Annotated in this window: 21 protein-coding genes; 10 read left to right on the top strand and 11 right to left on the bottom strand. The window is 71.7% G+C overall.

Annotated elements, in window-relative coordinates:
- The first annotated feature begins 12 nt into the window (after positions 1-12).
- Positions 13-1,617: a citramalate synthase gene (gene cimA / locus G3I78_RS29055; RefSeq protein WP_164429777.1), complete on the top strand. Its 1,605-nt coding sequence runs from the start codon at positions 13-15 to the stop codon at positions 1,615-1,617.
- Positions 1,618-1,697: 80 nt separating this feature from the next.
- A complete protein-coding gene (locus G3I78_RS29050; RefSeq protein WP_164429774.1) occupies positions 1,698-2,591 on the top strand; it encodes a PQQ-binding-like beta-propeller repeat protein in 894 nt (297 codons plus the stop codon).
- Here G3I78_RS29050 and G3I78_RS29045 read toward each other — a convergent pair.
- Positions 2,573-2,824 (bottom strand): DUF397 domain-containing protein, encoded by a 252-nt coding sequence (locus G3I78_RS29045; RefSeq protein WP_164429772.1) that lies wholly within the window; start codon positions 2,822-2,824, stop codon positions 2,573-2,575. The genes G3I78_RS29050 and G3I78_RS29045 overlap by 19 nt on opposite strands.
- Positions 2,821-3,627, bottom strand: a complete 807-nt coding sequence (locus G3I78_RS29040; RefSeq protein WP_164429770.1) for a helix-turn-helix transcriptional regulator — start codon at positions 3,625-3,627, stop codon at positions 2,821-2,823. The genes G3I78_RS29045 and G3I78_RS29040 overlap by 4 nt, the downstream gene beginning before the upstream one ends.
- Positions 3,628-3,739: 112 nt before the next feature.
- On the opposite strand from G3I78_RS29040, the gene G3I78_RS29035 reads away from it, so the two are divergent.
- Positions 3,740-4,129, top strand: a complete 390-nt coding sequence (locus tag G3I78_RS29035; protein WP_343243875.1) for an ATP-binding protein — start codon at positions 3,740-3,742, stop codon at positions 4,127-4,129.
- A 37-nt stretch (positions 4,130-4,166) separates the two neighbouring features.
- Positions 4,167-5,549: a hypothetical protein gene (locus G3I78_RS29030; RefSeq protein ID WP_164429768.1), complete on the top strand. Its 1,383-nt coding sequence runs from the start codon at positions 4,167-4,169 to the stop codon at positions 5,547-5,549.
- Between the two features lie 60 nt (positions 5,550-5,609).
- On the opposite strand, the gene G3I78_RS29025 is transcribed toward G3I78_RS29030, so the two are convergent.
- Positions 5,610-6,392, bottom strand: coding sequence for a serine protease (locus tag G3I78_RS29025; RefSeq protein WP_164429767.1), 783 nt, complete (start codon positions 6,390-6,392; stop codon positions 5,610-5,612).
- Between the two features lie 144 nt (positions 6,393-6,536).
- On the bottom strand, positions 6,537-6,968 hold the full coding sequence (locus G3I78_RS29020) for a MarR family transcriptional regulator (RefSeq protein ID WP_164429766.1): 432 nt from the start codon (positions 6,966-6,968) through the stop codon (positions 6,537-6,539).
- Between the two features lie 61 nt (positions 6,969-7,029).
- Here G3I78_RS29020 and G3I78_RS29015 point away from each other — a divergent pair, with 61 nt between their 5' ends.
- Entirely contained in the window at positions 7,030-8,160 is a 1,131-nt protein-coding gene (locus G3I78_RS29015) for an FUSC family protein (protein WP_164429765.1), read from the top strand.
- Between the two features lie 260 nt (positions 8,161-8,420).
- On the opposite strand, the gene G3I78_RS52205 is transcribed toward G3I78_RS29015, so the two are convergent.
- Positions 8,421-8,786, bottom strand: a complete 366-nt coding sequence (locus G3I78_RS52205) for a hypothetical protein (protein WP_239158100.1) — start codon at positions 8,784-8,786, stop codon at positions 8,421-8,423.
- Complete coding sequence (locus G3I78_RS29005; protein ID WP_164429764.1) at positions 8,717-10,036, bottom strand: glycosyltransferase 87 family protein; 1,320 nt, start codon at positions 10,034-10,036, stop codon at positions 8,717-8,719. Before G3I78_RS29005 ends, G3I78_RS52205 begins: the two co-directional genes overlap by 70 nt.
- Before the next feature lie 251 nt (positions 10,037-10,287).
- Here G3I78_RS29005 and G3I78_RS29000 point away from each other — a divergent pair, with 251 nt between their 5' ends.
- Positions 10,288-14,391, top strand: coding sequence for a helix-turn-helix domain-containing protein (locus G3I78_RS29000; protein ID WP_164429763.1), 4,104 nt, complete (start codon positions 10,288-10,290; stop codon positions 14,389-14,391).
- A gap of 7 nt (positions 14,392-14,398) precedes the next feature.
- Here the strand turns inward: G3I78_RS29000 and G3I78_RS28995 are convergent, their stop codons facing one another.
- A complete protein-coding gene (locus G3I78_RS28995) occupies positions 14,399-14,953 on the bottom strand; it encodes a YceI family protein (protein ID WP_164429762.1) in 555 nt (184 codons plus the stop codon).
- 135 nt (positions 14,954-15,088) lie between these two features.
- Here G3I78_RS28995 and G3I78_RS28990 point away from each other — a divergent pair, with 135 nt between their 5' ends.
- The 4 genes from G3I78_RS28990 (at position 15,089) to G3I78_RS28975 (ending at position 20,052) form a co-directional block, all read left to right on the top strand.
- Positions 15,089-17,416 (top strand): polysaccharide lyase 8 family protein, encoded by a 2,328-nt coding sequence (locus G3I78_RS28990; RefSeq protein ID WP_164429761.1) that lies wholly within the window; start codon positions 15,089-15,091, stop codon positions 17,414-17,416.
- 151 nt (positions 17,417-17,567) lie between these two features.
- Entirely contained in the window at positions 17,568-19,163 is a 1,596-nt protein-coding gene (locus G3I78_RS28985; protein WP_164429760.1) for an acyl-CoA carboxylase subunit beta, read from the top strand.
- Between the two features lie 57 nt (positions 19,164-19,220).
- Positions 19,221-19,412, top strand: a complete 192-nt coding sequence (locus G3I78_RS28980; RefSeq protein WP_164429759.1) for an acyl-CoA carboxylase subunit epsilon — start codon at positions 19,221-19,223, stop codon at positions 19,410-19,412.
- A gap of 109 nt (positions 19,413-19,521) precedes the next feature.
- Entirely contained in the window at positions 19,522-20,052 is a 531-nt protein-coding gene (locus G3I78_RS28975) for a hypothetical protein (protein WP_164429758.1), read from the top strand.
- 95 nt (positions 20,053-20,147) lie between these two features.
- Here the strand turns inward: G3I78_RS28975 and G3I78_RS28970 are convergent, their stop codons facing one another.
- From G3I78_RS28970 to G3I78_RS28955, 4 genes are all read right to left on the bottom strand, one after another.
- Positions 20,148-20,729 (bottom strand): ATP/GTP-binding protein, encoded by a 582-nt coding sequence (locus G3I78_RS28970; RefSeq protein WP_009314218.1) that lies wholly within the window; start codon positions 20,727-20,729, stop codon positions 20,148-20,150.
- Positions 20,710-21,297: a DUF742 domain-containing protein gene (locus tag G3I78_RS28965; RefSeq protein WP_164429757.1), complete on the bottom strand. Its 588-nt coding sequence runs from the start codon at positions 21,295-21,297 to the stop codon at positions 20,710-20,712. Before G3I78_RS28965 ends, G3I78_RS28970 begins: the two co-directional genes overlap by 20 nt.
- A gap of 96 nt (positions 21,298-21,393) precedes the next feature.
- Positions 21,394-21,807, bottom strand: a complete 414-nt coding sequence (locus G3I78_RS28960) for a roadblock/LC7 domain-containing protein (RefSeq protein ID WP_007384910.1) — start codon at positions 21,805-21,807, stop codon at positions 21,394-21,396.
- Between the two features lie 10 nt (positions 21,808-21,817).
- Complete coding sequence (locus G3I78_RS28955) at positions 21,818-25,117, bottom strand: nitrate- and nitrite sensing domain-containing protein (RefSeq protein WP_164429756.1); 3,300 nt, start codon at positions 25,115-25,117, stop codon at positions 21,818-21,820.
- Between the last annotated feature and the right edge of the window lie 327 nt (positions 25,118-25,444).

Below are 25,444 nucleotides of genomic sequence, written 5' to 3'. Positions count from 1 at the left end.
GGAGCCTTGACCATGACCGCAACCAGCGAGCTCGACGATCAGTTCCACGTCTTCGACACCACCCTGCGCGACGGCGCCCAGCGGGAGGGCATCAACCTCACCGTCGCGGACAAGCTGGCCATCGCACGGCACCTGGACGACTTCGGCGTGGGCTTCATCGAGGGCGGCTGGCCCGGCGCCAACCCGCGGGACACCGAGTTCTTCGCCCGCGCCCGGCAGGAGATCGACTTCAAGCACGCCCAGCTGGTGGCGTTCGGCGCGACCCGCCGGGCTGGAGCGAAGGCCTCCGAGGACCCGCAGGTCAAGGCGCTCCTGGACTCCGGCGCCGAGGTGATCACCCTGGTCGCCAAGTCGCACGACCGGCACGTCGAGCTGGCGCTCAGGACGACCCTGGACGAGAACCTGGAGATGGTCCGCGACACGGTCTCCTTCCTCAAGGAGCAGGGCCGCCGGGTCTTCGTCGACTGCGAGCACTTCTTCGACGGCTACCGCGCCAACGCCGAGTACGCGAAGGCCGTCGTACGGGCCGCCCACGAGGCCGGCGCCTCCGTCGTCATCCTCTGCGACACCAACGGCGGGATGCTCCCGGCCCAGATCCAGGCGGTCGTCGCCACGGTCCTCGCCGACACCGGCGCCCGGCTCGGCATCCACACCCAGGACGACACGGGCTGCGCGGTCGCCAACACCCTGGCCGCCGTGGACGCGGGCGCGACCCACGTCCAGTGCACGGCGAACGGCTACGGCGAGCGGGTCGGCAACGCCAACCTGTTCCCGGTGGTGGCGGCCCTGGAGCTGAAGTACGGCAAGAAGGTCCTGCCCGAGGGCAAGCTGCGCGAGATGACGCGGATCTCCCACGCCATCGCCGAGGTCGTCAATCTCACCCCCTCCACCCACCAGCCCTACGTCGGCGTCTCCGCCTTCGCCCACAAGGCCGGCCTGCACGCCTCCGCCATCAAGGTCGACCCGGACCTGTACCAGCACATCGACCCCGAGCAGGTCGGCAACACCATGCGGATGCTGGTCTCCGACATGGCGGGCCGTGCCTCGATCGAGCTCAAGGGCAAGGAACTGGGCGTGGACCTGGGCGGCGACCGCGAGCTGGTCGGCCGGGTCGTCGAGCGGGTGAAGGAGCGCGAGCTCCGGGGCTACACGTACGAGGCCGCCGACGCCTCCTTCGAACTGCTGCTGCGCGGTGAGGTCGAGGGCAAGCCGCTGAGGTACTTCTCCGTCGAGTCCTGGCGCGCGATCGTCGAGGACCGCCCCGACGGCACCCACGCCAACGAGGCCACGGTCAAGCTCTTCGCCAAGGGCGAGCGGATCGTCGCCACCGCGGAGGGCAACGGCCCCGTCAACGCCCTCGACCGCGCCCTGCGCGTGGCCCTGGAGAAGATCTACCCCCAGCTCGCCAAGCTCGACCTCGTCGACTACAAGGTCCGCATCCTGGAGGGCGTGCACGGCACGGAGTCCACGACCCGGGTCCTCATCTCCACGTCGGACGGGGCGGGCGAGTGGTCGACGGTCGGCGTCGCGGAGAACGTGATCGCCGCGTCCTGGCAGGCACTTGAGGACGCCTACGCCTACGGGCTGCTGCGGGCCGGGGTGGAACCCGCGGAGTAGTCCGTCGCTCGGGCGGGGGTCCGCGTTCGGCGCGGGCTCCCGCCGCGGTGTACCGGAACAGGCTGACGGAGGGGGCTCGGATGAGGACACGAACCAGAACCGTGCGCTGGTGGGCGTGGGTCGGCCCGATCGGTTCGGCGCCGTACGTCCACGACGGGACCGTGTACGCCGTGGGCCTCGGTACCTGGGCCTTCGACGCGGCCGACGGGACCCACCGGTGGCACAACGGCGATGTGGGACGGCTCAGTTCACCCACGGTGTCCGGTGACACCGTCCACCTCGCGGGCGAGGGCCGATACGGCGGGTTCAGGTTCTTCGCCCTCGACACCGCCGACGGCCGGGTCCGCTGGCGCAGGCGGACCACCTCGGTCTCGCTGACACCGCCCGCCGTCGCGGACGGCCTGGTCCACCACGTCGACGGCGGCCGCCACCTCAGCACCTTCGACGCGGCCACCGGACAGCGCAGGCGGCGGGTGAGATACCGGCGCCCGGGCGTGAACCTCGCGGGACCCGTACTGGCCGACGGCACGCTCTACGCCGTCGACGACCGGTCGACCGTCTGGGCCCTCGACCCGGCCACGGGCGCCGTCCACTGGCAGCGGCCGACCTCCGCCCACTCGACGGGCACGCCCCTGGTCCACGACGGCACCCTGTACCTGGGCGGAGGCGTGCGCCCCGAGGTCCACGCCCTGGACGCCGGCACCGGCGAGCAGCGCTGGTCGGTCCGGCCCCAGCAGGCCCGCTCCGACTTCAGGGCCACCCCGGCGATCCAGGGCGACACCCTCTACGTCGCCGGCGACTCCCACCTGTACGCCCTGAACGCGGCCACCGGCGAAGAGCGTTGGCGTGCCGCCGCCGACAGCGACATCCGCTCCGCGCCCGCGCTGTCCGACGGCACGGTGTCCCTAGTGGTGGCCGCGGGCCTCGTCCATGTGGCCTGCGAGAACGGGTGCGTCTACACGTTGGACGCGTGATCGCGGGCGAGCCCGAGGAAAGCGGACCAAGTACCGGGGGAGACGGTGAAGTTGGGGCCGGTGGCCTTGGAGTCGCGGACGTGGATGGCGACGGGGTGGGCGGAGACCTCGATGCAGTCGCCGCCTTCGCTGCCGCTGTAGCTGGACTTGCGCCAGGTGTGGGCGACCTCGATGCAGTTGCCGCCCTCGCTGCTGCTGTAGCTGGACTTGAACCACTGAAGTGCGGTGCTCATCGGTCTCCTAGCAATCTGTGCACGAGGCGCACGCTCTCATCCGGTGAGAGGGCCTGTGACCGCAGCATTCCATACTTCAGTTCATAGTCGCTGACCTCGTTGGGATCCTCAACGAGGAAGCTGGCGCTCTGCACTTCCAGGTAGGCCAGACGATCGTGATGAGGCGTCACCAGCAGCACCATGGGCCCGCCGAGCCCTGCGTGTGGTGCCACGGACGTGGGCATGATCTGAAAGCTCATGTGGATGGGCTCGGTGTACTCCAAGATCCGGCGGAACTGTTCCCGCATCACCTCCGGACCGCCGACGGGCCGCTGGAGGATGCTCTCCTCCAGAACGAAGTGGCACACAGGAGGCCGTTCCCGTTGCAGTACCAACTGCCGTTCCATGCGGGCGCTTACCCATTGCTCGGCAGTCTCCGTGCCGATCGCCGGATACCGATAGTCGAAAACGGCACGGCAGTAATCCTGTGTCTGAAGCAGTCCGGGCACCGCCAGACTCTCGTACGACAAGACGCTCAGCGCCTCCTGCTCGTGGTCCACCAACGACTGCGCGAACTGCACCACCTTCTCCCGCACCGGCATCCGCTCCACGAGTAACGTCAACGAACCCTTGGTTTCCAGCAGTTCGTCGAACTGATCCGCCCGATCCGGCTGAAGCGCCAGCCTCCCCTGTTCAATCGATCCCACCGTGTCGACGTGGATGTTCGCCAGTTCCGCGAACTGCTCCTGTGTGAGACCGCCGAGTTTCCGATAGTGCGCCAGGAGCGCACCGACCGCCTGCCATGCCCCGACCTTCTTCGCCATGGTCGACCTCTTCCCCCGTGCATACGCGCAGCCCTCGTAGTGAGGTCGTAGTAATCAGAACTACGACCTCACTCACTGCCCCACGATAGTCACCCCCTGTGACATTCACCCCGTGAACCGCATCGCCCTCTACCCCCGAGACCGCAGGTCGGTCGCCGTCGCCCGCGACTTCACACGCGTGACTTTCGCCGACTGGCGGATGACCCACCGTCAGGACGACGTCCTGCTCTGCGTGAGTGAACTCGCCACCAACGCCCTCCTCCACGGCGTCCCGCCCAACCGCTGCTTCCGGCTCGTCCTGGACCTCACCGCCGACGGAGTCCTCCGTGTCGAGGTCCACGACAGCGGCCCCGGTGAACTCCGCATCCCGGACGCCGATCCCGACTCCGAGAACGGCCGGGGTCTGCTCCTCGTCGCCGCGCTGGCCGACGACTGGGGCGTCAGGGAGCGGGAACCGGGCAAGGTCGTCTGGTGTGAGTTCAAGGGGTGCCGGGTGAACTGAGAGGCGGCTTTTGGGAGGCTTCGGGTAGCGTCGAGGTATGAAGGGCAGCGCACAGGCCGCCGTACGGACCCGAAGTCTTCCAGGGCTGCTGTTCGCCCTGGTGGTCGCGGCGCTGGCCGTCCTGGCGGCGGGTGCCCCGCCTGTCTCCGCCGCGCCCGGTGTCACCAGCGTCTCGGCGATCGGCCAGGCCCTGCGCAAGAGCCCGGTCTACGTCGATCCGGCCGCCGCGGCCCAGCTGTCCGCGAAGGACGCGGACGCCTTGGCCGACCGGATCGCGAAGGCGGACAAGCCGCTGTTCGTGGCGGTGCTGCCGGCCGACTACCCGAAGCAGGACCTGTTCACGAAGCTGCGCACCGCGACCGGCGTCACGGGCCTGTACGCGGTCCGCCTCGGCGACGCCTTCGACGCCCGCGCCGACTCCTCGGTGCTGCCGCGCGCGGCCGTACGGAACCTCGTAACCACCGTCCGGGGCGAGGACACCCGGGCCCAGCTGACCGATTTCACCGCCGCCGCGGTGACCAACATGGGCGGCTCGGCGCCGTCCACGTGGAGCACGTCGGACGACGGGGGCGGGGTGTCGGGCACGGCGCTGATCACGGTCGGCGCGGTGCTGGTCGCGGGCGGCGCGGGCGCGTACACGCTGGTGCGGCGCAACCGCCGACGGCACGCGGAGGAGCAGCGGGCCGCGCTGGAGAAGCTGCGGGTGGTGGTGGACGAGGACATCACGGCGTTCGGCGAGGAACTGGACCGGCTGGACTTCCACCCGGCGGAGGCCGGCGCCGACGACGCGATGCGTGCGGACTACGAGCGCGCGCTGGACGCCTACGAACAGGCGAAGTCGCTCATGGCGGCGGCCACGAGACCGGAGGACGTCCGGGCCGTCACCCAGGCTCTTGAGGACGGCCGCTTCTCCCTCGCCCAGCTGGCCGCCCGCCGTGAGGGCCGCCCGCTCCCGGAGCGCCGGGTCCCCTGCTTCTTCGATCCACGCCACGGCCCCTCCGTCACCGACGCCGCCTGGACCCCGCCCGGCGGCGCCCCGCGCGAGGTCCCGGTCTGCGCGGCCGACGCGACCCGCCTCGCCGACGGCCGCGACCCGGTCATGCGCGAGGTCGACACCGACCAGGGCCGCCGCCCCTACTGGGACGCGGGCCCGGCCTACGGTCCCTGGGCCGGGGGCTACTTCGGCGGCGGCATCCTCCCGGGCCTCCTCCTCGGCACGGTCCTCGGCGGCATGATGTCCACCCCTGCCTACGCGGCCGACTACGGCTCCGGCTACGGCGACTTCACCGGCGGCGACCTGTCGGGCTCGGACTTCGACTCCGGGGACTTCGGTGATTTCGGGGGCGGGGGCGACTTCGGCGGGGGCGGAGGGGACTTCGGCGGTGGCGGTGGGGGCGACTTCGGGGGCGGCGGCTTCTGAACCGCGGGCCCGGCAACCACACACCGGACCCGCGGAAGACCGTACGAAAGGAACCGGACCTCAGAGCGACGCGGCCGCGGACGCGATGGCCGAGGCGAACGTCGACACCTCGGTGTACACGCCGGGCGCGTTCGGCTGGGCGCAGCCTATGCCCCAGCTCACGATGCCGACCTGGATCCACGCGTTCGCGGAGTCACGCCGGAACATCGGGCCGCCGGAGTCGCCCTGGCAGGTGTCGACCCCGCCCGAGGCGTACCCCGCGCAGATCTCCTCGTTGGCGATGAGCCCGCTGTAACCGCTGTACGACCGGCAGGTCGCGTCGCTCACGAACGGCACGGTCGCCTTCAGCAGATACCGCTGCTGAGCACCGCCCTGCGTGGCGGCACCCCACCCGGCGACGGTGAACGTCCCGGTGTTGTACTGCGTGGTCGTCGCGATCTTCAGCGTGGGGAGGTTGATCGGCGAGGCGAGCTTGATCAGGGCCCAGTCCTTGCCGTCGCCGTTGTAGCCGGGGGCCCGGTAGACGTACGTCGACCGGACCTGCACGCGCCCGCTGGTGGACTGGAGGTCCACGACCCCGGCGGTCGCGGTGATGCTCGTGTTGGCACCGGTCCCGCTCACGCAGTGCGCGGCGGTCAGCACGATCTGCTGGGTGTACAGCGCCCCGCCGCAGCCCATGGAGAGCCGGACCATGAACGGGAACTCTCCCTGCGCGGCACGGGTGCCGCCGACGACGGGCGAGGGGGCGGCCTGCGCGGCCGATACGGGCTGGAGGCTGGCGATCGCGAGCGCGGCTGCTCCGACCGCCAGACATCTCTTGAGGGCCGTGACGAATCTCTTCAACGTGATGCCTTCCGGGGTGGGGGGTGGCTCTGACGAGTCCATGCCAAGACGGGCATCAAAGAAATGCCCAAGTTCTGGCATGGGCCGGTCAAATCTGTTGAAGGATTATGAGAACCCTGTGATGCGGCGCACAAGGGGTGCGAATCAGCCAAGCGTCTCGGTGTCGGCGACCCGCTCCATCAACTCCGCGGCCAGCTCCAGCACACCCCGCTCCGTCGGGCTCAGCGACGCGAGCGCCCGAGCCAGCCAGGCGTCCCGGTCGGCCATGTCCCGCTCCAGCGCGCGCCATCCCGCCTCGGTGAGGGACAGCACCGACTGCCGCCGGTCCACGGTCCCCGCCGTGCGCGCCGCCAGCCCGTCCGCCTCCAGTTCGGCGAAGACCCGGGTGAGCGACTGGGGCCGCTGGCGCAGCGCCGCGGCGACCTCGCCGGGGGTGGCGGGCCCGTGCCGGTGCAGATGCCCGAGCACCTCCAGCCGGCTGGGGGAGAGGCTGCCGTCACCGCGCTCCTGCCGGAGCCGACGGTTCAGCCGGACGATGCCACGGCGGATGCGGGCGGCGGAGGGGAGGTGATCCATGGGGATATCGTACGCATCCCCTTACTACCTCTCCCGGCTTGATGCCCGTAATCTCGCCACTATGCCCGCCACATCCATACGCAACGCGTACGAAGCGGCTCTGACGACGACGGCCGTACTGCTCTCCTGGGCCGCCGCCCTCTGCCTGGAGACGGTCGCCGGACTCCACACCGACGTCCTCGTCCTCGCCGTCGCCCTCTCCCTCACCCTGGCCGGAACCCAGCGCACCGCGGACACCGGCCGCCGCCTCACCGCGCTGGTCCTGCTGCCCGCGACGGCGGCGGTCTCGATCCTCGTCGGCCGGCTGATCGGCGCGCACTACCTCCTCGGCGCGGCGGTCTTCACGGCCGGGATGGCGGTGCCGATCTGGATCCGCCGCTACGGCCGGGCCGCGGCCAAGGCGGGCACGCTGATGACCCTGCCCTTCATCGCCCTCCTGGTCGTCCCCGGCCCCGCGCTGCCGCCCAAGGCGCAGAGCGGACTGGTGAGTTGGGCCTGGGCGGCGCTGATCGGGGTGCTGGCGGTGTGCAGCGTCTGGCTGGTGCAGGGGCTGGCCGACCGCTACGGCCCCTGGCGCCCGGACCCGGAGACCCAGCCCGCCGCAGCCCACCGCGCGTCCCGCCTCCACCCCCGCCCGAGCACCCGGATGGCCTTGCAGATGGCCGCCGCGATCGCCGCCGCCTTCGTCCTCGGCAGGCTCCTCTTCGACGACCACTGGCCCTGGGCGGTCCTGACGGCGTACGTCGCCGCGAGCGGCAACCGCGGCCGAACGGACGTACTGCGCAAGGGCATTGAACGCCTGATCGGAGCGACCGCGGGCACCCTGCTGGCCACCGGAGTCGCGGCGGCGGGCGTCACCGGCCGGACCGCCGTCGCCCTCATGTTCACGGTCCTGGCGATCGCCCTGTGGCTGCGCCCCCTCAACTACGCCTACTGGGCGGCCGGAATGACCACCGCCCTCTCCCTCCTCCTCGGCTACTTCGGCCAGGACGCCACCAGCCTCCTCCCCACGCGGCTCGCCGCCATCGCGGTCGGCGCGGTCCTCACGGTGGCGTCGGCGTGGTGGCTGCTGCCGGTCCCGAGACGACGCGGGCCGCTGCGGAACGCCGTACGCCGCAAGGGAATTGGTCCACAGCAGCCGTCACCCGAGGGCGTTCCGCTCGGCGGCGGCATGCCACCATCCGGGCGGTGAGGGGCCGCCGACGACAGCGGACGGCTGATCCGGATGCAACCCGAGCCGCCACAGCGCCCCCGCGGCCACCTCGACCCGGAACCACCCCCGCCACCGCCCGTCGGCCCCCGGCCCGCACGCGAGACCGAACCGCACCTCGGCCCTCGTGTCGAAGGGCATCCAGTCGATCCCCCGCTCCCGCAGTCAACCCCGCAGCGCGGCCCGGGGAGTCGGCCGGCGGCCGATGTTCTCGTACGTCACGACAGTGATCCAAGCGGGGGTCATACGGCCCATGATGCGGGCGAAGGGCCGTGCCGCGCACGCCCTTTGAGCCGTACGGCCGCCATGGTCACGAGCGCCCGCCCGACCAGCCCGGCGACCGGTACCCCGCCCCGGAGTCGATCGCAGTGCCGCCGGGCCAAGGGCTGCACCCGGAAGCCGTCGGTCGACGCCTCGACGACATGCGCGGACGGGAACACCGCCAGGAACCCCAACAGGGCTCCCCGGCGCGGCCATCGGCGGGCGAGCCCTGCCATCAGGGGCGCCCCGGCCACCATCCCCACAGCGAAACCGGACGTCAGCGCGCCCGCCGCACCGACGGACACCCCCAACTCCCGTGCGATGTCCGGCACCAGACCGGCCAGCATGAACTCTGCTTCGGGGCCGGACACGGAGGCAGGCCGGCCGGGGCCGGGGCGGCGGAGTCGGTGGTTTGTGCCGTGTAGCGGAACCAGCCCGCGAGGACCAGGGGCAGGACGAGGTAGCCGAAGCGGGTCGCCGGGATCAGGCAGATGGCGATCGTGAGGCCGAGGGCCAGGCGGTTCGCCGCCGTGCGGACGGTTCGGGGCGGGCGTATCAGGAGGGAGGCCGTCATGCCGGTGGCGGCCGCTGCCAGCGCGGTGGTGGCGAGCGCGGCGCCGCCCGGGACGTGTTCGGCCAGGAGGCGGCCCGGGAGGGGGCTCGTCGCGGGGGAGCGGAGACCGCCCTCGCCGAGCGGGAAGAGCACCACGTGCTCCAGGAAGGCGTGCGGGTCGGCCAGGGCGATCGGCAGGACCGCGAAGGCCGCCACCGACAGCGCGGCCACGGCAGCCCGCAGTGCCGCGCGGCGGCCCGCCGTGACCGCGAGCAGGACCAGCCCCACCGGCAGCAGCGGCCACGCCGTCCACTTCAACGCCGCCGCCGCGCCCATGGCGACCCCGGCCGCCGTACCCGACCCGCGCCGGCCCGCCAGCGCCAGACCCAGGCACATCAGCCCCACCACCGGCAGGTCCACCCCTCCGACAGCCAGCGGCAGCGCCACCGCGGGGAAGCCGGCGAGCACCGACAGGGTCCGCCCGGACTCCGCGGTCCGTCTCGCCGCGAAGAACATGCAGATCAGGAAGGTCAGGCAGAACCAGACGCGGGCGTCGGCGAGCGGGTTGTCGCCGAGCAGCGCGCGGGGGACGCCGAAGAGCGCCATCCCCGGCAGGTACGGGTTGTACTCCACGGTCCGGTGCGGGTCCGGCAGATAGGGGCTGCCGGTGTGCAGCAGCAGGTCCCCGGAGCGCTCGACGACACCGACCTCGGACTGGGCCGCGCCCGACGCGACGAGCAGCGCCAGCGGCACCAGGACCGCCCCGAGGAGCGCGACCGGCGCCGCGGCCCGCCGCCAGACACGCCCGCTCGGAGCGGCGAGCAGCGCCGCCGCGCCGTATCCCGCCGCCGCGCAGGTCCCCCAGACCCGGTGCGGGCCGAGTCCGGTCGTCAGCGCCAGCACCAGCGCGAAGGCCGCGCACCCGAGCCAGTACAGCCACGCCCGGCGCACCCGGGGAACGGCCTGCCCGAGGTGTCCCACCCCCGTGAGGACACCTCGGGCCGTGCGCGAGGGCGGAGAAGCCGCCCACTTCGTGAGGGTCATGTGGTGTCTCGTGGCCTCCGTGCGCAGGAACCGCCCGATGCGGTGCGGCCCCCGGAGCGAGGGCCGTGACCACGAGTCCAGCGGCCCGCGCGTTGTTCAGCAGCCACCGCCCGCCACTCTGAACAAAACAAAGTGCCTGGTCGTGGGCGCGGCGGAACCTTGCGGGCGGTCCGGACGGTTCCTTAGGGTGGCGACGGCGAACAGGCGTCCACGCCACCCGGCAGGGGCGGACACGGGGGAGACGAGCGCACATGGGCCGTCGGGAGACTCCGGTCGATCCGGCCGCGGGACCGGTGCCGAGGTTCGCGTACGAACTCCGCAAGCTCCGTCAGGAGGCCGGCGGCCCGACCTACCGCGAACTCGCCCGCCGGGCGCACTTCTCCGTGACCGCGCTCTCCCAGGCAGCCGCCGGAGATCAGCTGCCCTCGCTCCAGGTCGCCCTGGCCTACGCCGGGGCCTGCGGAGGCGACCCGGACGAGTGGGAGCGCCGGTGGCAGGAGGCCGACCGGGAGGTCCGCGCGGGCGCCGCCCGCGAGGTGGACGACGTGGAGCCGCCGTACCAGGGCCTGGCCCGCTTCGAACCCGACGACCACGACCGGTACTTCGGCCGCGACCGACTCGTCACGGCACTCCGCCAGCGGATCAGGGACCACCGCTTCACCGCGGTCTTCGGCCCCTCCGGCAGCGGCAAGTCCTCACTCCTGCGGGCCGGACTGATCCCGGTCCTGCGCGCCGAGGGGGAGCTGGCCGCGATCCGGGTGCTGACGCCGGGGGCATGTCCGGCGCGGACGCATGGGGCCGTGCTGGTTCCTGCGGAGACGCATGGGGCTGTGCTCGTACCTGCGGGGACGCAGGGTGCGGCGCTGGTTCCTGCGGGCACGCCGGGTGCCGCGCTGGTACCGGCGGGCACGGGTACGGACACGGCCCCGGTGGGGAAAGGCACGGGCACGGTCGGGGCCGGGGACACCCTGATCGTCGTCGACCAGTTCGAGGAGGTCTTCACCCTCTGCCGGGACCCCGACGAACGCCGTGCCTTCCTCGACCTGCTGCTCGCCGCGCGCGAACCGGGCAGCGGACTGCGGGTCGTCATCGCCGTACGGGCGGACTTCTACGGCCGCTGCGCCGAGCACCGGGGTCTGGCGGACGCGCTGGGGGAGGCCGGGCTGCTGGTCGGTCCGATGGACCCGGCGGAGCTGCGCGAGGCGATCGTCAAGCCCGCCCAGAGCGCCGGGTACATAGTCGAACGGACCCTGACCGCCCGCCTGGTCGACGAGATCGCCGACGAGCCCGGCGGCCTGCCGCTGCTGTCCCACGTGCTGCGCGAGACCTGGCGCCGCCGCCGGGGCCGGGCACTGACCGAGGAGGCGTACGAGGCCGCGGGCGGTGTCCACGGGGCCATCGCCCAGAGCGCGGAGGAGGTCTGGTCCGGCCTCTCCACCGCGCACGCGGAAGTGGCCCGCCTGGTGCTGCTGCGGTTGATCACTCCGGGGGAGGGGTCACAGGACACCCGTCGGCCTGTGGAGCGGGGGGAACTGGACTTCGGATCGACGGGTTCCGGTGGGCCGTTCGGCCGGGAGAGGGGCGGTCCCACGGATTCCACGGACCCCTCCGACCACACAGACCCCTTCGACCACACAGACCCCTTCGACCACACAGATCCCACCGGCCATATAGATCCCACCGACCTCACAGATTCCACCGACCACACAGACCCCACCGACCCCCCGCGCCCGCCGAAGCAGCGCGTCACCCCAGGCCCGCCCTCCGCCCCACCGAACCCCGACCCATCGAACCCCACCCCACCGAACCCCACCCCCGACATAGACCTGGTCCTCGACCGACTCGCCCGAGCCCGCCTCGTCACCCTCGACCACGGCACCGTGGACCTCGCCCACGAGGCCCTGATCACCGCCTGGCCCCGGCTGTCCGGGTGGATCGACCAGGAGCGTGAGCAGTTGCGGGCGCACCGGAGGCTGACCGAGGCGGCCCGGGTCTGGGACGACCTCGGGCGGGACCCCGGCGCGCTGTACCGCGGGACCCGGCTGGCCGCGGCGGAGGAGCAGCTGGCCGGGGCCTCGCTGACCCCGCCGGAGCGGGCGTTCCTCACGGCGAGCAGCGGTGCGCGGCGGGCCGAACTGCGCAGACGGCGCGGGTTCGTCGGCGCCCTCGCCGTGCTCCTCGTGCTCGCGCTCGTCGCCGGGGCCACCGCCTGGCAGCAGAGCCGCACCAGCGACCGGCGTCAGGTGGAGGCCGAGGCCCGCCGGGTCGCCGCCGTCGCGGACGGCATGCGGTACTCCGACCCGCGCACCGCGATGCGGCTCAGCGTCGCCGCCGCGCGGCTGGCCGACACCACGGAGACCCGCTCGGCGCTGATCGGCGCGATGGCCCAGCGGGAGGAGGACGTGTTCGCGGTACCGGGCGCGGACGCCGGCTTCGACGGCTCGGACAACGACGCGCAGCGCCTGACGGCGGACGGCGCATCCGTCGTGTCCGTCACCGCGGACCGCGTCCGGATCTGGGACCTGAGGACACGGCGCCTCACCCTCTCCGAGCCCGGCCCCGGCAAGCTCATGGACGGCGTCCCGGTCGCCGTGGGACCGGACGGCAGGACGCTCGCGCTGCTGGCCGGGGACCGCGTCGACCTGTGGGACGTACGCACCGGACACGTGATCCGGACCCTGCGGGGCGTGGACGCCATGCAGACCCCGTTCACCTTCACGGCCCGCGCCCTGGCCGCCGTCGACTGGGACGACGGCTCGGTGCACGCCTGGGACCCGCGCGACGGACGCCCGACGCTGCGCGTCCCCGCACCGGACGGCGGTGTGAGCGGCCTCTCCGCCAGCCCCGACGGCCGCTGGCTCGCCCTGTGCACGGGCGGGCACCGGCTGGAACTCTGGGATCTCGCGCACCGCCGTAGGGCCGAGGCGCCCTGGCTGGAGAAGGCACGGGCCGCCGATTGCCGCGACCACTCCGTGACGTTCACCCCGGACAGCCGGACCCTGACCGTCGCCACCGCCGACGGGGTCCACGGCTGGGACGTACGCACCGGGCGGGCGACCCGGTCCCTGAAGGCCGAGGGGCTGACGCAGGTGTGGTCCGGCGGGGACGGCACGTTTCTCGTCGGCACCGGACCGCACCGGCTGCTGGTGTGGCGGGCGGCCCATCCGGAGACACCCGTGCTGAGCCGGCGGATCGTCTCGGACGAGTGGTCCGACGTCGCCTACGACGGGAGCGCGGGCGCCGTCCGCTATCTCGGCGGGTCCGGCACGGTCGTGCGCTCACTGACCCTCGGCACCGCGACGACCGCGCGCTGGCAGGACCTCTCGGCGTACCGGGCCGAACTCTCCGGCGACGGCCGGGTCCTGGCCCGTTCCGTGCGGCGCGACGGCGAGCAGCGGACGCAGGTGCTGGACACCCGCGACGGACACCCGCTCTTCGAGACGCCGGCGCGACCGTGCCCCGGCGCCGAGTCCTGCGCCGGTCTCATGGCGCTCAGCGGCGACGGCAGATACCTGGCGACGACTCCCGGCCCGTACGCCGGCCGGAAGGGGGCGGAGGACCGGGTCACCGTGTGGGACATCCGGGCCCGTCGCGTGCACGCCACCCTGGCCGCGGGAGGTGACGGAACCTCCACGATGGACGGCCTGGCCCTGGACGACCGTGGCCGCACCCTGCTGGTGTACCGGTCGGCGGAACGCTCGACCGTCGAGGTGTGGGACGTACGCGAGGAGAAGCACGTGCGGACCGCGCGCAGCGTCCGTGCCGCAGACGTCGTCTCCTCCGGTTCGGACGGCGAACGCCTCGCCCTGCGCCCCGACGGCCGGAGTCTGGTGACCCAGGAGGGCCTGCTGGCCGACCTCCGCACCGGGCGCATGGAACCGCGGGTGCTCGGCGAGGACCTGATCACCACCGCGGCCTACGGTCCCGGCGGCAGCGGGCTGGCCGTCGGTGACGTCCTGGGCCGGGTCACGCTCTGGGACGCGGGGGCCCGCAAACGGCTCGGCGTGCTCGACGGCACCGCGTCCGACACCACCGGCTCGGTGACCGCGCTGGCGTTCTCGCACGACGGCCGCACCCTCGCCGTCGCCGGATCGCAGGGCAGCCTGCAACTCTGGGACCTGGCCTCGCAACGGCCCCTGGGCACTGCCCTGCCCACCCCGGGCGACCAGATCCTCGCCCTCGCGTTCGGCCCCGACGGCACGCTCCACGCCACCGGCACCAACGTGCCCGTGCAGCGCTACGAACTGACCCCGGACCGGCTGGCCGGCGAGGTCTGCGAGCGCGCCGGCTCCGGTCTCTCCGAGGCCGCCTGGAAGACGTACCTCCCGGATCTGCCGTACCGGCGCACCTGCTGACGGGGGATCAGGCGTTCTTGATCGCCGAGATGTCGAAGTTCAGCTTGATCTTGTCGGAGACCAGGACGCCACCCGTCTCCAGCGTGGCGTTCCAGGTCAGGCCCCACTCGGAGCGCTTGATCTCGGCCTTGCCCTCGAAGCCCACGCGCTCGTTGCCGAAGGGGTCCTTCGCGGCGCCGTTGAACTCCAGGTCGATGGTGAGCGGCTTGGTGGTGCCGAGAATCGTGAGGTCACCGGTGATGCGGTAGTCCTCGTCGCCGAGCGCCTCCGCTTTGGTGGAGCGGAAGGTCATCGTCGGGAACTCGTCGATCTTGAAGAAGTCGGCGCTCTTGAGGTGGCCGTCCCGGTCCGCCGAACCGGTGTCGATGCTGTCCATCTTGACGTCGATGGACGCCGTCGACGCGGCGGGGTCGCCGCCGTCCAGGTGCAGCGAGCCGCTGAAGTCGCCGAACTTGCCCTTGACGTTGGTCACCATCGCGTGGCGCACGGTGAAGCCGATCGTGGAGTGCGCGGCGTCGATCGTGTAGTCGCCGGTCAGTGCGGTCAGGTCGGTGTTCGCCATGACGAGACTCCCTAGAGGTGAGTATGTTGAATCTTGAACCACTCAACGCGAACGACCGTAGACCTATTCCGCGGGCCTTTCAACATCATCCGCGAAGTGTTGGCCCGACGGTCTCCCGGTGGTACACGCCCCGATATGAACCCGCAGCGCAGAGCCCACCCGCACCCCACCCGCCGGGCCGTTCTGATCGCGGCCGCACTCCTCGCCGCGGCGGCCCCCGCGCCCGCCTCCGCGGCGGCCGACCCCTACGCCGTCCTGCGCCGACGCTGGCTCGACATCGCCCTCGGCACCGGCTACGACCCCACCGCCGAGCCCTACGCCGCCCGCCTCGCCGAGACCGGCGCACTCGCCCGCGCCTTCCGCGCCACCATGACCCCGGCCTCCGCCTCCCTGTGGCCCGGCTTCCCCTACGACCCCCCGACCGGCATCACCCAGAGCTACAGCCGCCTGTGGACCATGACCCAGGCCTACCTCCAGCAGGGCACCGGCTCGACCGGCGACGAGACCCTCCTCGCGGACGTCCTGCGCGGCCTCGACCACCTCTCCGCCACGGTCTACCACCCCGCCACCACCCGCTACGGCAACTGGTGGGAATGGCAGATCGGCAGCCCCCGCCTCCTCATGGACACCACGATCGCGCTCTACGACCACCTCGGCGCCCGGCGCGTCGAGGCGGCCTGCGCCGCCGTGGACCACTTCATCCCCGACACCGCGCTCACCGACTACTCCGGCACCTCCACCGGCGCCAACCGCGTCGACCTGTGCCGCTCCGTCGCCCTGCGCGGCATCCTCGGCGCCGCCCCCGACCGGATCGCCCTCGCCCGCGACGCGCTCTCACCGGTCTTCCCGTACGTCACGAAGGGCGACGGCCTCTACGCCGACGGGTCCTTCGTCCAGCACACCTGGGTCGCCTACTCCGGCACCTACGGCCAGGTCATGCTCGACGGCCTCGGCCGCCTCTTCGCCCTCCTCGCCGGCTCCGCGTGGGAGGTGACCGACCCGGCCAGGCGGATCGTCCTCGACAGCGTCGAGCGCGCCTACGCCCCGCTGATCCACGACGGGCTGGTGATGGACAGCGTCAACGGCCGTGCCGTCAGCCGGGGTTACCTGAAGAGCGACGACCGGCACGTCATGCGCAGCGACCACTTCCACGGCCAGGGGATCATCGCCGCCGTCGCGCTGCTCGCGGGCGGGGCGGACGCGGGGGAGCGGGACCGCTGGTACGGGATGGTGAAGGGCTGGATCGAACGGGACACCGTCGCCCCGGTCCTGACGGCCCCTCAGTTCGGCGTGGCCGACCTCGCCCGGCTGCACACGGTGGCCGGTTCGCCGGTCCCGGCCGCCCCCGAGCCCGTCGGCCACCACCTCTTCGCCGCCATGGACCGGGCCGTCCACCGCCGCCCCGGATTCGTCGCGAACATCGCCATGGCCAGCGACCGCATCGCCCACTACGAGTGCGGCAACGGCGAGAACCCGCGCGGCTGGCACACCGGCGCAGGAATGCTCTCCTGGTGGGTGCCGGGCGGCGGCGACCAGTACACGGACTGGTACTGGCCCACCGTCGACTGGTACCGCCTCCCGGGGACGACGGTCTCCACCGGGCGCCTGCCCGACCGGGCGGGCGGCGAGTGGGGCGAGCCCAAGCCGGACGTCCGCTGGGTCGGCGGCACGACCGACGGCGAGTACGCGGCGGTCGGCCAGCATCTCAAGGGCCTGGCATCGACGCTCCAGGCCCGCAAGTCGTGGTTCTGCGCCGAGGACGCGGTGATCTGCCTCGGCGCGGGCATCACCTGCACGGACGGCGTTCCGGTCGAGACGGTCGTGGACAACCGCAACCTGGGGGAGGACGGCACGCGGACGTTCGTACGGGGAAGGGGCTGGGCCCATCTGGAGGGACACGGCGGCTGGCTCGTCCCCGAGGGGCTGCGGGCCCTGCGCGAGGACCGGACCGGCGCCTGGTCCGACATCAACACCACCAGTACGGACGAACGGCGTACCCGCCGGTGGCAGACCCTCTGGCTCGACCACGGCACCGACCCGGTGGACGCCACGTACGCCTATGTCCTGCTGCCCGGCGCCTCCCGCCGTACCGTCGCCGCCCGGGCCGCCGACCGCCACTGGCTGTCGGTCCTCGCCAACGACAGCGCCTGCCAGGCGGTCCGTGTCGACCGCCTCGGCCTCACCGCCGCGAACTTCTGGCGGGCCGGAACGGCGGGTCCGTTCACCGCCTCGGCGGGGGCGAGTGTGCTGGTCCGGCGCCGGGGCCGGACCGCTACGCTCTGCGTGAGCGAACCCCCTCGAACGGGTGAACCGCTGGAGATCGTCTGGAACCACCCGGTGCGCGCGGTCCTGCGGGCCGACGACACCGTCGAGGTGCTCGCCACCGGCCGCCTGCTGCACCTGCGCGTCACTCCCGGAACGGCCTGCGCCTCGCATGAGTGTGAGCTGGCTCTCACACCCTGACTTTGTGCGACCCCTACAAGCGGCAGGCCCCCTGAGCAGTCGGAACGCCTGCATGCCTGCCGGGTTCTGTTCAGTGGCACCAGGAAAACGGGCCGGAGACTGTACGGAGTCGACGGCTCGCTTTCCTCGCGGGTCTTCGTAAGGTCGCTACATGACCGTTTTGGATGAGGCGCCGGGTGAGTCGACGGGTGAGCCGACGGACGCGCGCGGGCGGGTGGCCGAGCTGCACGAGATCCGTGCGACGGCCCTGGCCGGCCCCAGCGAGAAGGCGACCGAGGCGCAGCACGCCAAGGGCAAGCTGACCGCACGGGAGCGCATCGAGCTGCTCCTCGACCCGGGTTCCTTCCAGGAGGTCGAGCAGCTGCGCCGGCACCGGGCGACCGGGTTCGGCCTGGAGGCCAAGAAGCCGTACACCGACGGTGTGATCACCGGCTGGGGCACGGTGGAGGGCCGTACGGTCTTCGTCTACGCCCACGACTTCCGCATCTTCGGCGGCGCGCTGGGCGAGGCCCACGCCACGAAGATCCACAAGATCATGGACATGGCCATCGCGGCCGGTGCGCCGCTGGTCTCCCTGAACGACGGCGCGGGCGCCCGTATCCAGGAGGGCGTCTCGGCGCTCGCCGGCTACGGCGGCATCTTCCAGCGCAACACCAAGGCGTCCGGCGTCATCCCGCAGATCTCGGTGATGCTCGGCCCGTGCGCGGGCGGCGCGGCCTACAGCCCCGCCCTCACGGACTTCGTGTTCATGGTCCGCGAGACCTCGCAGATGTTCATCACCGGACCGGACGTCGTGAAGGCGGTGACCGGCGAGGAGATCACCCAGAACGGCCTCGGCGGCGCCGACGTGCACGCCGAGACCTCCGGCGTCTGCCACTTCGCCTACGACGACGAGGAGACCTGCCTCGCCGAGGTGCGCTACCTGCTGGCGATGCTCCCGCAGAACAACCGGGAGAACCCGCCGCGGGCGGAGTCCACGGACGCGGCCGACCGGCGCGGCGACGTGCTGCTCGACCTGGTCCCGGCGGACGGCAACCGGCCCTACGACATGGCCAAGGTGATCGAGGAGATCGTCGACGACGGCGACTACCTCGAGGTCCACGAGCGCTGGGCCCGCAACATCATCTGCGCGCTGGCCCGCCTGGACGGCCAGGTGGTCGGCATCGTGGCGAACCAGCCCTCCACGCTCGCCGGTGTCCTGGACATCGAGGCGTCGGAAAAAGCTGCACGTTTCGTCCAGATGTGTGACGCTTTTAACATCCCGATCGTCACTCTCCTGGACGTCCCCGGGTTCCTCCCGGGCGTCGACCAGGAGCACGGCGGAATCATCCGCCACGGCGCGAAGCTCCTCTACGCCTACTGCAACGCCACCGTGCCGAGGATCTCCCTGATCCTGCGCAAGGCGTACGGCGGGGCCTACATCGTCATGGACAGCCAGTCCATCGGCGCCGACCTCACCTACGCCTGGCCGACGAACGAGATCGCCGTGATGGGCGCCGAAGGTGCCGCCAACGTCATCTTCCGGCGTCAGATCGCCGAGGCCGAGGACCCCGAGGCCATGCGGGCCCGCATGGTCAAGGAGTACAAGTCCGAGCTCATGCACCCGTACTACGCGGCCGAGCGCGGTCTGGTCGACGACGTCATCGACCCGGCGGAGACCCGCGAGGTCCTGATCAAGTCCCTCGCGATGCTCCAGTCCAAGCACGCCGACCTGCCCTCCCGTAAGCACGGCAACCCCCCGCAGTAACCCGGCGGACCCTCCGCGACACCCTCGCGGAAACCTCTCTCACGGAGACTGTGACCTATGAACACCCCTGACATCCGCGTCGAGAAGGGCCACGCCGAGCCCGAGGAAGTCGCCGCCATCACGGCGATCCTCCTGGCTCGCGCCGCGGCCGCCCCGTCGTCCACCCCGACCCACCGAGGCCGCCCCAAGGCCGGCTGGCGCCGCCTGGAGCGCGAGGGCGGCTTCCGGGCCCCGCACAGCTGGCACTGAGCACCTCCAGCGCCTTCAGCACGTGACGAAGGCCCCGGCCGCCGAGAGGGCGGCCGGGGCCTTCGTACGCGTACGGTGATGCCACCGACCGCGACGGAGGGGGGAACCGATGGGTGTGCCTGGCGAGTTGACGGCCGAGGTCGAGCGCGTCGACGAGCTGCTCCGATCCGTCTCCCTCCGGGAGGTGGACATGCGGGACCCCGACTGGATGGCCAAGGTGAGCGCGGCGCCGCATCCGCTGGACGAGGCGCACGTCCGGGCGGAGGCCGAAACGGGACTGCGCGCGCTGCTCGCCTGCTACGACCAGGGGGACGAGCCCACCCGGGCCGCCGTACGAGCCCTGCTGAACCGCTGCTCCGACTTCTCGGCGGTCACGGGCCTGCCGTCCCGGCCGGTGTCCGGGGACTCCCTCCGCCGCGAGCTGCTCCACCTGTCCGCGCGGGACCACGGCAAGGACACCCGGGACGAGATGGTCCTGCTGAACGACCTGTGCGCGCAGGCCCGGGACGCGGGGGTCGACATCCGCCCGCTCCTGCTGGAGGTGGCCGCTCTCTCCAGCGACGAGGACAAGTACGGGATGGGCTCCGTCCGGGACATCCTCCGCAGGGCCGCCGACCGGGACCCCGCCGGACTCTGGTAGCCCCCCGCCCCTGCCTCCCGCCCTTCTGCCCCGACACAGCACAACGGCCCCCGTACCTCCCGAAGGAGGCGCGGGGGCCGTCTCTCGCGTGCGTCCTACCGGAGCCGCGCCATCAGCGCGTGCTCCACCAGCGTGATCAGCGCCGACTTCGCGTCCGCCCGGTGGCGTGCGTCCGTCGTGATGATCGGGGTGTCCGGGCCGATCTGGAGCGCCTCGCGGACCTCGTCCGGGTTGTACGGCTGCTGGCCGTCGAAGCCGTTGAGGGCGATGACGAAGGGGAGACCGGAGTTCTCGAAGTAGTCGACGGCCGGGAAGCAGTCGGCGAGCCTCCGGGTGTCGACCAGGACGATCGCACCGATCGCGCCGCGTACGAGGTCGTCCCACATGAACCAGAAGCGGTCCTGTCCGGGTGTACCGAAGAGGTACAGGATCAGGTCCTGGTCCAGGGTGATGCGGCCGAAGTCCATGGCGACCGTGGTGGTCGTCTTGTCCCCGGTGTGGGTGAGGTCGTCGATGCCCGCGGACGCGGACGTCATCACGGCCTCGGTACGCAGCGGGTTGATCTCCGAGACGGCCCCGACGAACGTGGTCTTGCCCACGCCGAAGCCACCCGCCACCACGATCTTCGCCGAGGTGGTGGAGCGGGAAGGACCGCCGCTAGAGCTTGCGAAGTCCACTGAGCACCCTTTCGAGCAGTGTCACGTCTGGCTGGCCGCCGGCGTTCTCGTCGCCGCCGGGCTGATGAATGGCGACCAGTCCCGCCTCCGCCAAGTCGGCGACGAGGATCCTGGCCACGCCGAGAGGGATCGTGAGGAGGGCCGAGATCTCGGCCACCGACTTGATCTCACGGCAGAGGTTGCAGATCCGCTGATGCTCGGGCAGCTGGCCCTGCATCTGGTGCGGCTGCGCGGTGGTGTGCACCAGCGCCTCGATGGCGAGCTGGTAGCGGGGGCGAGTCCGGCCGCCGGTCATGGCGTACGGACGCACCAGGGGGTTGTTCGACGCCCCGGCGGGCGCCGGCTCGGAGCGTCGCTGCGGCTGCACGGGCTGGATGCGCGGGGCCGGCGGCTGGTCGTACGGCGACGGCCCGGGACCCTGCGGACCCTGGGGCGCGTACGGCTGCTGGCGCCGCTGGCTCGGTGCGGAGGGGAAGTTGTAGCGGTTCGGGTTCTGGGAACCGTCGTTCTGGCCCTGGCCAGGGCCGTACGACCAATTGCCAGATGAACCACCTGGGGGTGTTGCCACTTTCTCTCCTCCTCCGACTGTGCCGGGCACCCATCACTGTGGAGCCGCGTCCCGAAACCTTACGGCCCCGGGACGCCAAAACGCACCGTCTGTCTGTCAGTTGAGCAGGCTGCCCTGGAGCTCCGCACGCAGATCGGGCGTCAGGACCGAACCGGCACGGTCCACCAGAAGGGCCATCTCGTACCCGATGAGGCCGATGTCCGCCTCCGGATGTGCGAGAACCGCGAGCGACGAACCGTCGGAAACGGACATGATGAAGAGGAATCCCCGCTCCATCTCCACAACTGTCTGGTTCACGGCCCCACCCTCGAAGATGCGGGAGGCACCCGCGGTCAGCGAGGTCAGACCGGACGCGACGGCAGCCAGCTGGTCGGCCCGGTCGCGGGGAAAGCCTTCGGACATCGCCAGAAGGAGTCCGTCGGCGGAGACCACCACCGTGTGCGACACCCCGGGGGTGTTGTCCACGAAGTTGGTGATCAACCAGTTCAGGTTCTGTGCCGCCTGGCTCATCGGGCTCACACTAACGCTCCTGGTTGTAGGTGCTGTCAGAACCGAAGCCCTGACCGTTCGTTTCACTGCCTGCGTTGCGGCCCCGCTGGACCCCGCGACGCAGATTGCTCAGCCTGCCCCGGACGTCCTCGGGAGCGCGGGAGACCGACGGGCCCCCCTGCGGGGTGGCTTCGGCGGCTCCCTCGACCAGGTTGGCCTTGGGCACCCGCCGCGGCAGACCGGAGGAGGTGACCCCGCCCGCCTTGGGCTTGCGGAGCTGGGAGGCCTGCTGCCACCGCTCGTCGTTGGAGGAGCGCCAGATGTCGCCGCCGTTGCTCTCGGGAGCGGAGGTGGCCGGCTCCTGGTTCGCGTGCCGCGTGCCGTTCGAGCCGTTCGCGCCGGCCGCGGTGGATCCGCGGCGGGGGAGGCCGGCATCGGTCAGCTCGTGACCCACGGAGGCGGGGGCCGGTCCCGGACGGTCGAAGCCTACGCGGTCACGCTCACTCACGTCAGCGGCCTGCGCAGATTCCGCTTCCGGAGCGTACTGGTCCGGGTAGCCGCCCCGGTAACTGTCCGGCTGCGGCCAGTCATCCTGGTAGCGGCGCTCCTCGAAGCCCGAGAAGGTCTCCGGCGCGGCCGCGTGCACCGCCGCGGGCTCCTCCTGGACCGGCTCCGCATACGACGGCTCCGGGTAACCGCCGTTCGGCGAGAACGTGTCGTTCTGCGGCAGGCCGCCGTTCTGCGCGAAGTACGGCTCCTCGTACGCCGGGCGCTTCGGCTCGTCGTACGACGTCTGCCGCTGCTCCTCGTACGGCGCCTGCTGCGCCTCCTCGTACGACGTCTGCTGGTCGTAGGAGGCGGGCTGCTGCTCGGCGTAGCCCGGGTGGCCGTTGTCGTAACCGGTCTGCGGGGCGTTGTGGGGAGCGTCGAACGCGTCGGCGTACGACGGCGTCTCCGGGCCCTGGAGAGCGGCCGGCTCGTCCTGGTGCTGGGCCTCCAGGGCCGCGCGGCGCTCCTCACGCATCAGGGAGCGGCCCACCGGGTCCAGCTCGCGTATGTCGTCCGGGACCTCGGAGTAGCGGCTGTCGTCGAAGCCGAGCTCCGCTGCCGTACGCATGGGCAGACCGTTGTTGAAGTCCTCGCCCTGGTACTGCTGCTCCGGCATGATCTGCGAGACGGTGAACTCGTCGCTGGCCGGCTGGTGCTCGCCGCCACCGCCGTGGGTGATCGCGTCGGGCAGCATGACCAGCGAGGTGGTGCCGGCCTGCTCGCCCGAGGGGCGCAGCTGGACGCGGATGCCGTGCCGGTCGGAGAGCCGGCCGACCACGAAGAGGCCCATGCGCTGGGAGATCGCGGCGTCCACGGTCGGCGGGTTGGCCAGCTTGTGGTTGATGTCCGCGAAGTCCTCGGCGGTGAGGCCGATGCCCTTGTCGTGGATCTCGATCATGATGCGGCCGTCGGGGAGACGGGTCGCGGTGACGCGGACCTTGGTCTGCGGCGAGGAGAACGTGGTCGCGTTCTCCAGCAGCTCGGCGAGCAGGTGCACGAGGTCGGTGACCGCGCGGCCGTGGATCTCGGCCTCGGGGACGCCGGACAGCTCGATGCGCTCGTACTGCTCCACCTCGGAGGAGGCGGCACGGAGCACGTCGACCAGCGGGACCGGCTGGTCCCAGCGGCGGCCGGGCTCCTCGCCGGCGAGGACCAGGAGGTTCTCGCCGTTGCGGCGCATACGGGTCGCGAGGTGGTCCAGGCGGAAGAGGTTCTCCAGCTGGTCCGGGTCGGCCTCGTTGTTCTCCAGGTCGGTGATCAGGGTCAGCTGGCCCTCGATCAGGGACTGGTTGCGCCGGGAGAGGTTGGTGAAGATCGCGTTGATGTTGCCCCGCAGCAGGGCCTGCTCGGAGGCGAGTCGTACGGCCTCGCGGTGGACCTGGTCGAAGGCGCGGGCGACTTCGCCGATCTCGTCCTTGGTGTTGATGGGGATCGGCGCGACCCGGGTGTCGACCCGGCCGGGGTCGGTGCGGGAGAGCTGGTCGACCAGCATCGGCAGGCGCTGCTCGGCGATGCCGAAGGCGGCGTTGCGCAGCTGACGCATCGAGCGGGACATCTGCCGGGCGACCGCACCGGCCAGGATGAACGCCAGGAGGAGGGCGACCACGACGGCGGCACCCACGATGAACGCGTCGCGCTTGGCGTCGTCGGCGATGCTCGCGGCCTCGTTCACCGCGGTGTCGGCCAAGTCGGTCTCGATCTGCCGGTACGCGTTGTACTTGAGGGTGTTGACCGCCCACCAGTTCTCGGCGGTGATGCCGTCCTTGGCGAGCGCCTCACGGGCGCTGTCGTCCATGGAGGGCAGCTGGGCGAGGCTCGTGACCATCTCGGTGGGCTCGGAGGGCGGCGGGACGTAGGTCTGGCCCTTGGCGGCGGCCTCGGTGGCGGCCTGCTTGGCCAGCGCGGCACCCTCGGTCTGGATCTGCTTCTTCGCGGTCTCGAGCTTCGCGGCGTCGGCCTCGGTGCCACCGCCGACGTACTCCTCGACGGCGATGCCCTCCAGGTACGCGTACGAGGACAGGGCGACCTTCTGGCTGGCGAAACTGCTCAGCCCCGGGCCCGGCTTGATCAGCAGGTGCATGCCGATGGAGCGCTGGAGCGACAGGGCCGCCTTGGTGAGCTCGATGGCGTAGACCGTGCGGCCGTAGCTGGTGATGTTTCCGGTGCCGAGGCCGAGCTCGTTGGCGAACTCGGTCAGCGGGTGCGCGACCTGGGTGTAGCCCTCCTCGGTCTTCACCCCGGTGAACTTGGAGGAGGTGTAGGCGCCCGCGCGCAGCGTCTGGAGACCGCCCTCGCCGTCCCTGAACAGCTTGAGGCGGCGCTGGAGGCCCGCCTTCTGCGGCATGTTCTGGGCGGCCTCGTCGAAGGCCGCGGCGGCCTCGTCGGTCTTCTTGCGAGCGGCGACGACCGTGGCGTTGTCCTGGCCCTCCCCGCTGAGCAGGGGGGCGGCGGTGCTGTCGCGCTCGTTGTAGAGGGCGTCGGCGTAGCTGAGGGAGGCCCGCACCAGACGCGCGGTGTTCTCCGCGTCCTCGGCCTCCCGCCAGGTGTCGATCGAGCTCTTCACCTGGAAGCCGCCCATGACGAGGCCGACGATCACGGGTATGAGCAGGATCGCGTTCAGCCGGGTCGGCACGCGCCAGTTGCGCGGGGAGAAGCGGCCACCGCTGGACGCCGGCGCGGGCGTCGGCTCCGAACCGGGCACAGGGGTGGGCGCCGCTCCGCGCGGCGGCGGGGTGAAGTTGCCCCGGGCCGACGGCTCGGGACCGTTCTTGCTTCGCCTCACTCGACCAACAACCTCTCGGAGGGGTCGGCACCTACGTTGTGCCGCAGTCTCTCAGAGCCCAGTACGCCATCGACTAGTGAGTACGTCTTTGACTATTGGGCAGTTCAGGCATTCCAGCACGACGGCCTGCGCACCTCCAAACAGTGGTACGCGGGGATTACGAGTGATGTAAGCCCTAGATAAAACGGTCATAAAGAGCGAGCCCCGTCAAAAGACGGGGCCGTTGTGAGCGCAGCGAGACCGGTTGGCAACCACGCGTGGCCGTACCACCCGATTCCTCTGCCGAAACGTTATGAACACCGGGGCCGACCGTGTCAAAGACCACAG

Origin of the sequence: Streptomyces sp. SID13726 (genome assembly GCF_010548375.1) — a bacterium.
Lineage (GTDB): Bacteria > Actinomycetota > Actinomycetes > Streptomycetales > Streptomycetaceae > Streptomyces.
Note: the sequence above shows the minus strand (reverse complement) of the source record. Positions and strands in the feature narration are given on the sequence as shown.

Bases quoted from the DNA above. Each gene is read 5' to 3' on its own strand.
- cimA (WP_164429777.1), top strand. From the start codon at position 13: ATGACCGCAACCAGCGAGCTCGACGATCAGTTCCACGTCTTCGACACC.
- G3I78_RS29050 (WP_164429774.1), top strand. From the start codon at position 1,698: ATGAGGACACGAACCAGAACCGTGCGCTGGTGGGCGTGGGTCGGCCCG.
- G3I78_RS29045 (WP_164429772.1), bottom strand. From the start codon at position 2,824: ATGAGCACCGCACTTCAGTGGTTCAAGTCCAGCTACAGCAGCAGCGAG.
- G3I78_RS29040 (WP_164429770.1), bottom strand. From the start codon at position 3,627: ATGGCGAAGAAGGTCGGGGCATGGCAGGCGGTCGGTGCGCTCCTGGCG.
- G3I78_RS29030 (WP_164429768.1), top strand. From the start codon at position 4,167: ATGAAGGGCAGCGCACAGGCCGCCGTACGGACCCGAAGTCTTCCAGGG.
- G3I78_RS29020 (WP_164429766.1), bottom strand. From the start codon at position 6,968: ATGGATCACCTCCCCTCCGCCGCCCGCATCCGCCGTGGCATCGTCCGG.
- G3I78_RS29015 (WP_164429765.1), top strand. From the start codon at position 7,030: ATGCCCGCCACATCCATACGCAACGCGTACGAAGCGGCTCTGACGACG.
- G3I78_RS52205 (WP_239158100.1), bottom strand. From the start codon at position 8,786: ATGCTGGCCGGTCTGGTGCCGGACATCGCACGGGAGTTGGGGGTGTCC.
- G3I78_RS29005 (WP_164429764.1), bottom strand. From the start codon at position 10,036: ATGACCCTCACGAAGTGGGCGGCTTCTCCGCCCTCGCGCACGGCCCGA.
- G3I78_RS29000 (WP_164429763.1), top strand. From the start codon at position 10,288: ATGGGCCGTCGGGAGACTCCGGTCGATCCGGCCGCGGGACCGGTGCCG.
- G3I78_RS28995 (WP_164429762.1), bottom strand. From the start codon at position 14,953: ATGGCGAACACCGACCTGACCGCACTGACCGGCGACTACACGATCGAC.
- G3I78_RS28990 (WP_164429761.1), top strand. From the start codon at position 15,089: ATGAACCCGCAGCGCAGAGCCCACCCGCACCCCACCCGCCGGGCCGTT.
- G3I78_RS28985 (WP_164429760.1), top strand. From the start codon at position 17,568: ATGACCGTTTTGGATGAGGCGCCGGGTGAGTCGACGGGTGAGCCGACG.
- G3I78_RS28980 (WP_164429759.1), top strand. From the start codon at position 19,221: ATGAACACCCCTGACATCCGCGTCGAGAAGGGCCACGCCGAGCCCGAG.
- G3I78_RS28975 (WP_164429758.1), top strand. From the start codon at position 19,522: ATGGGTGTGCCTGGCGAGTTGACGGCCGAGGTCGAGCGCGTCGACGAG.
- G3I78_RS28960 (WP_007384910.1), bottom strand. From the start codon at position 21,807: ATGAGCCAGGCGGCACAGAACCTGAACTGGTTGATCACCAACTTCGTG.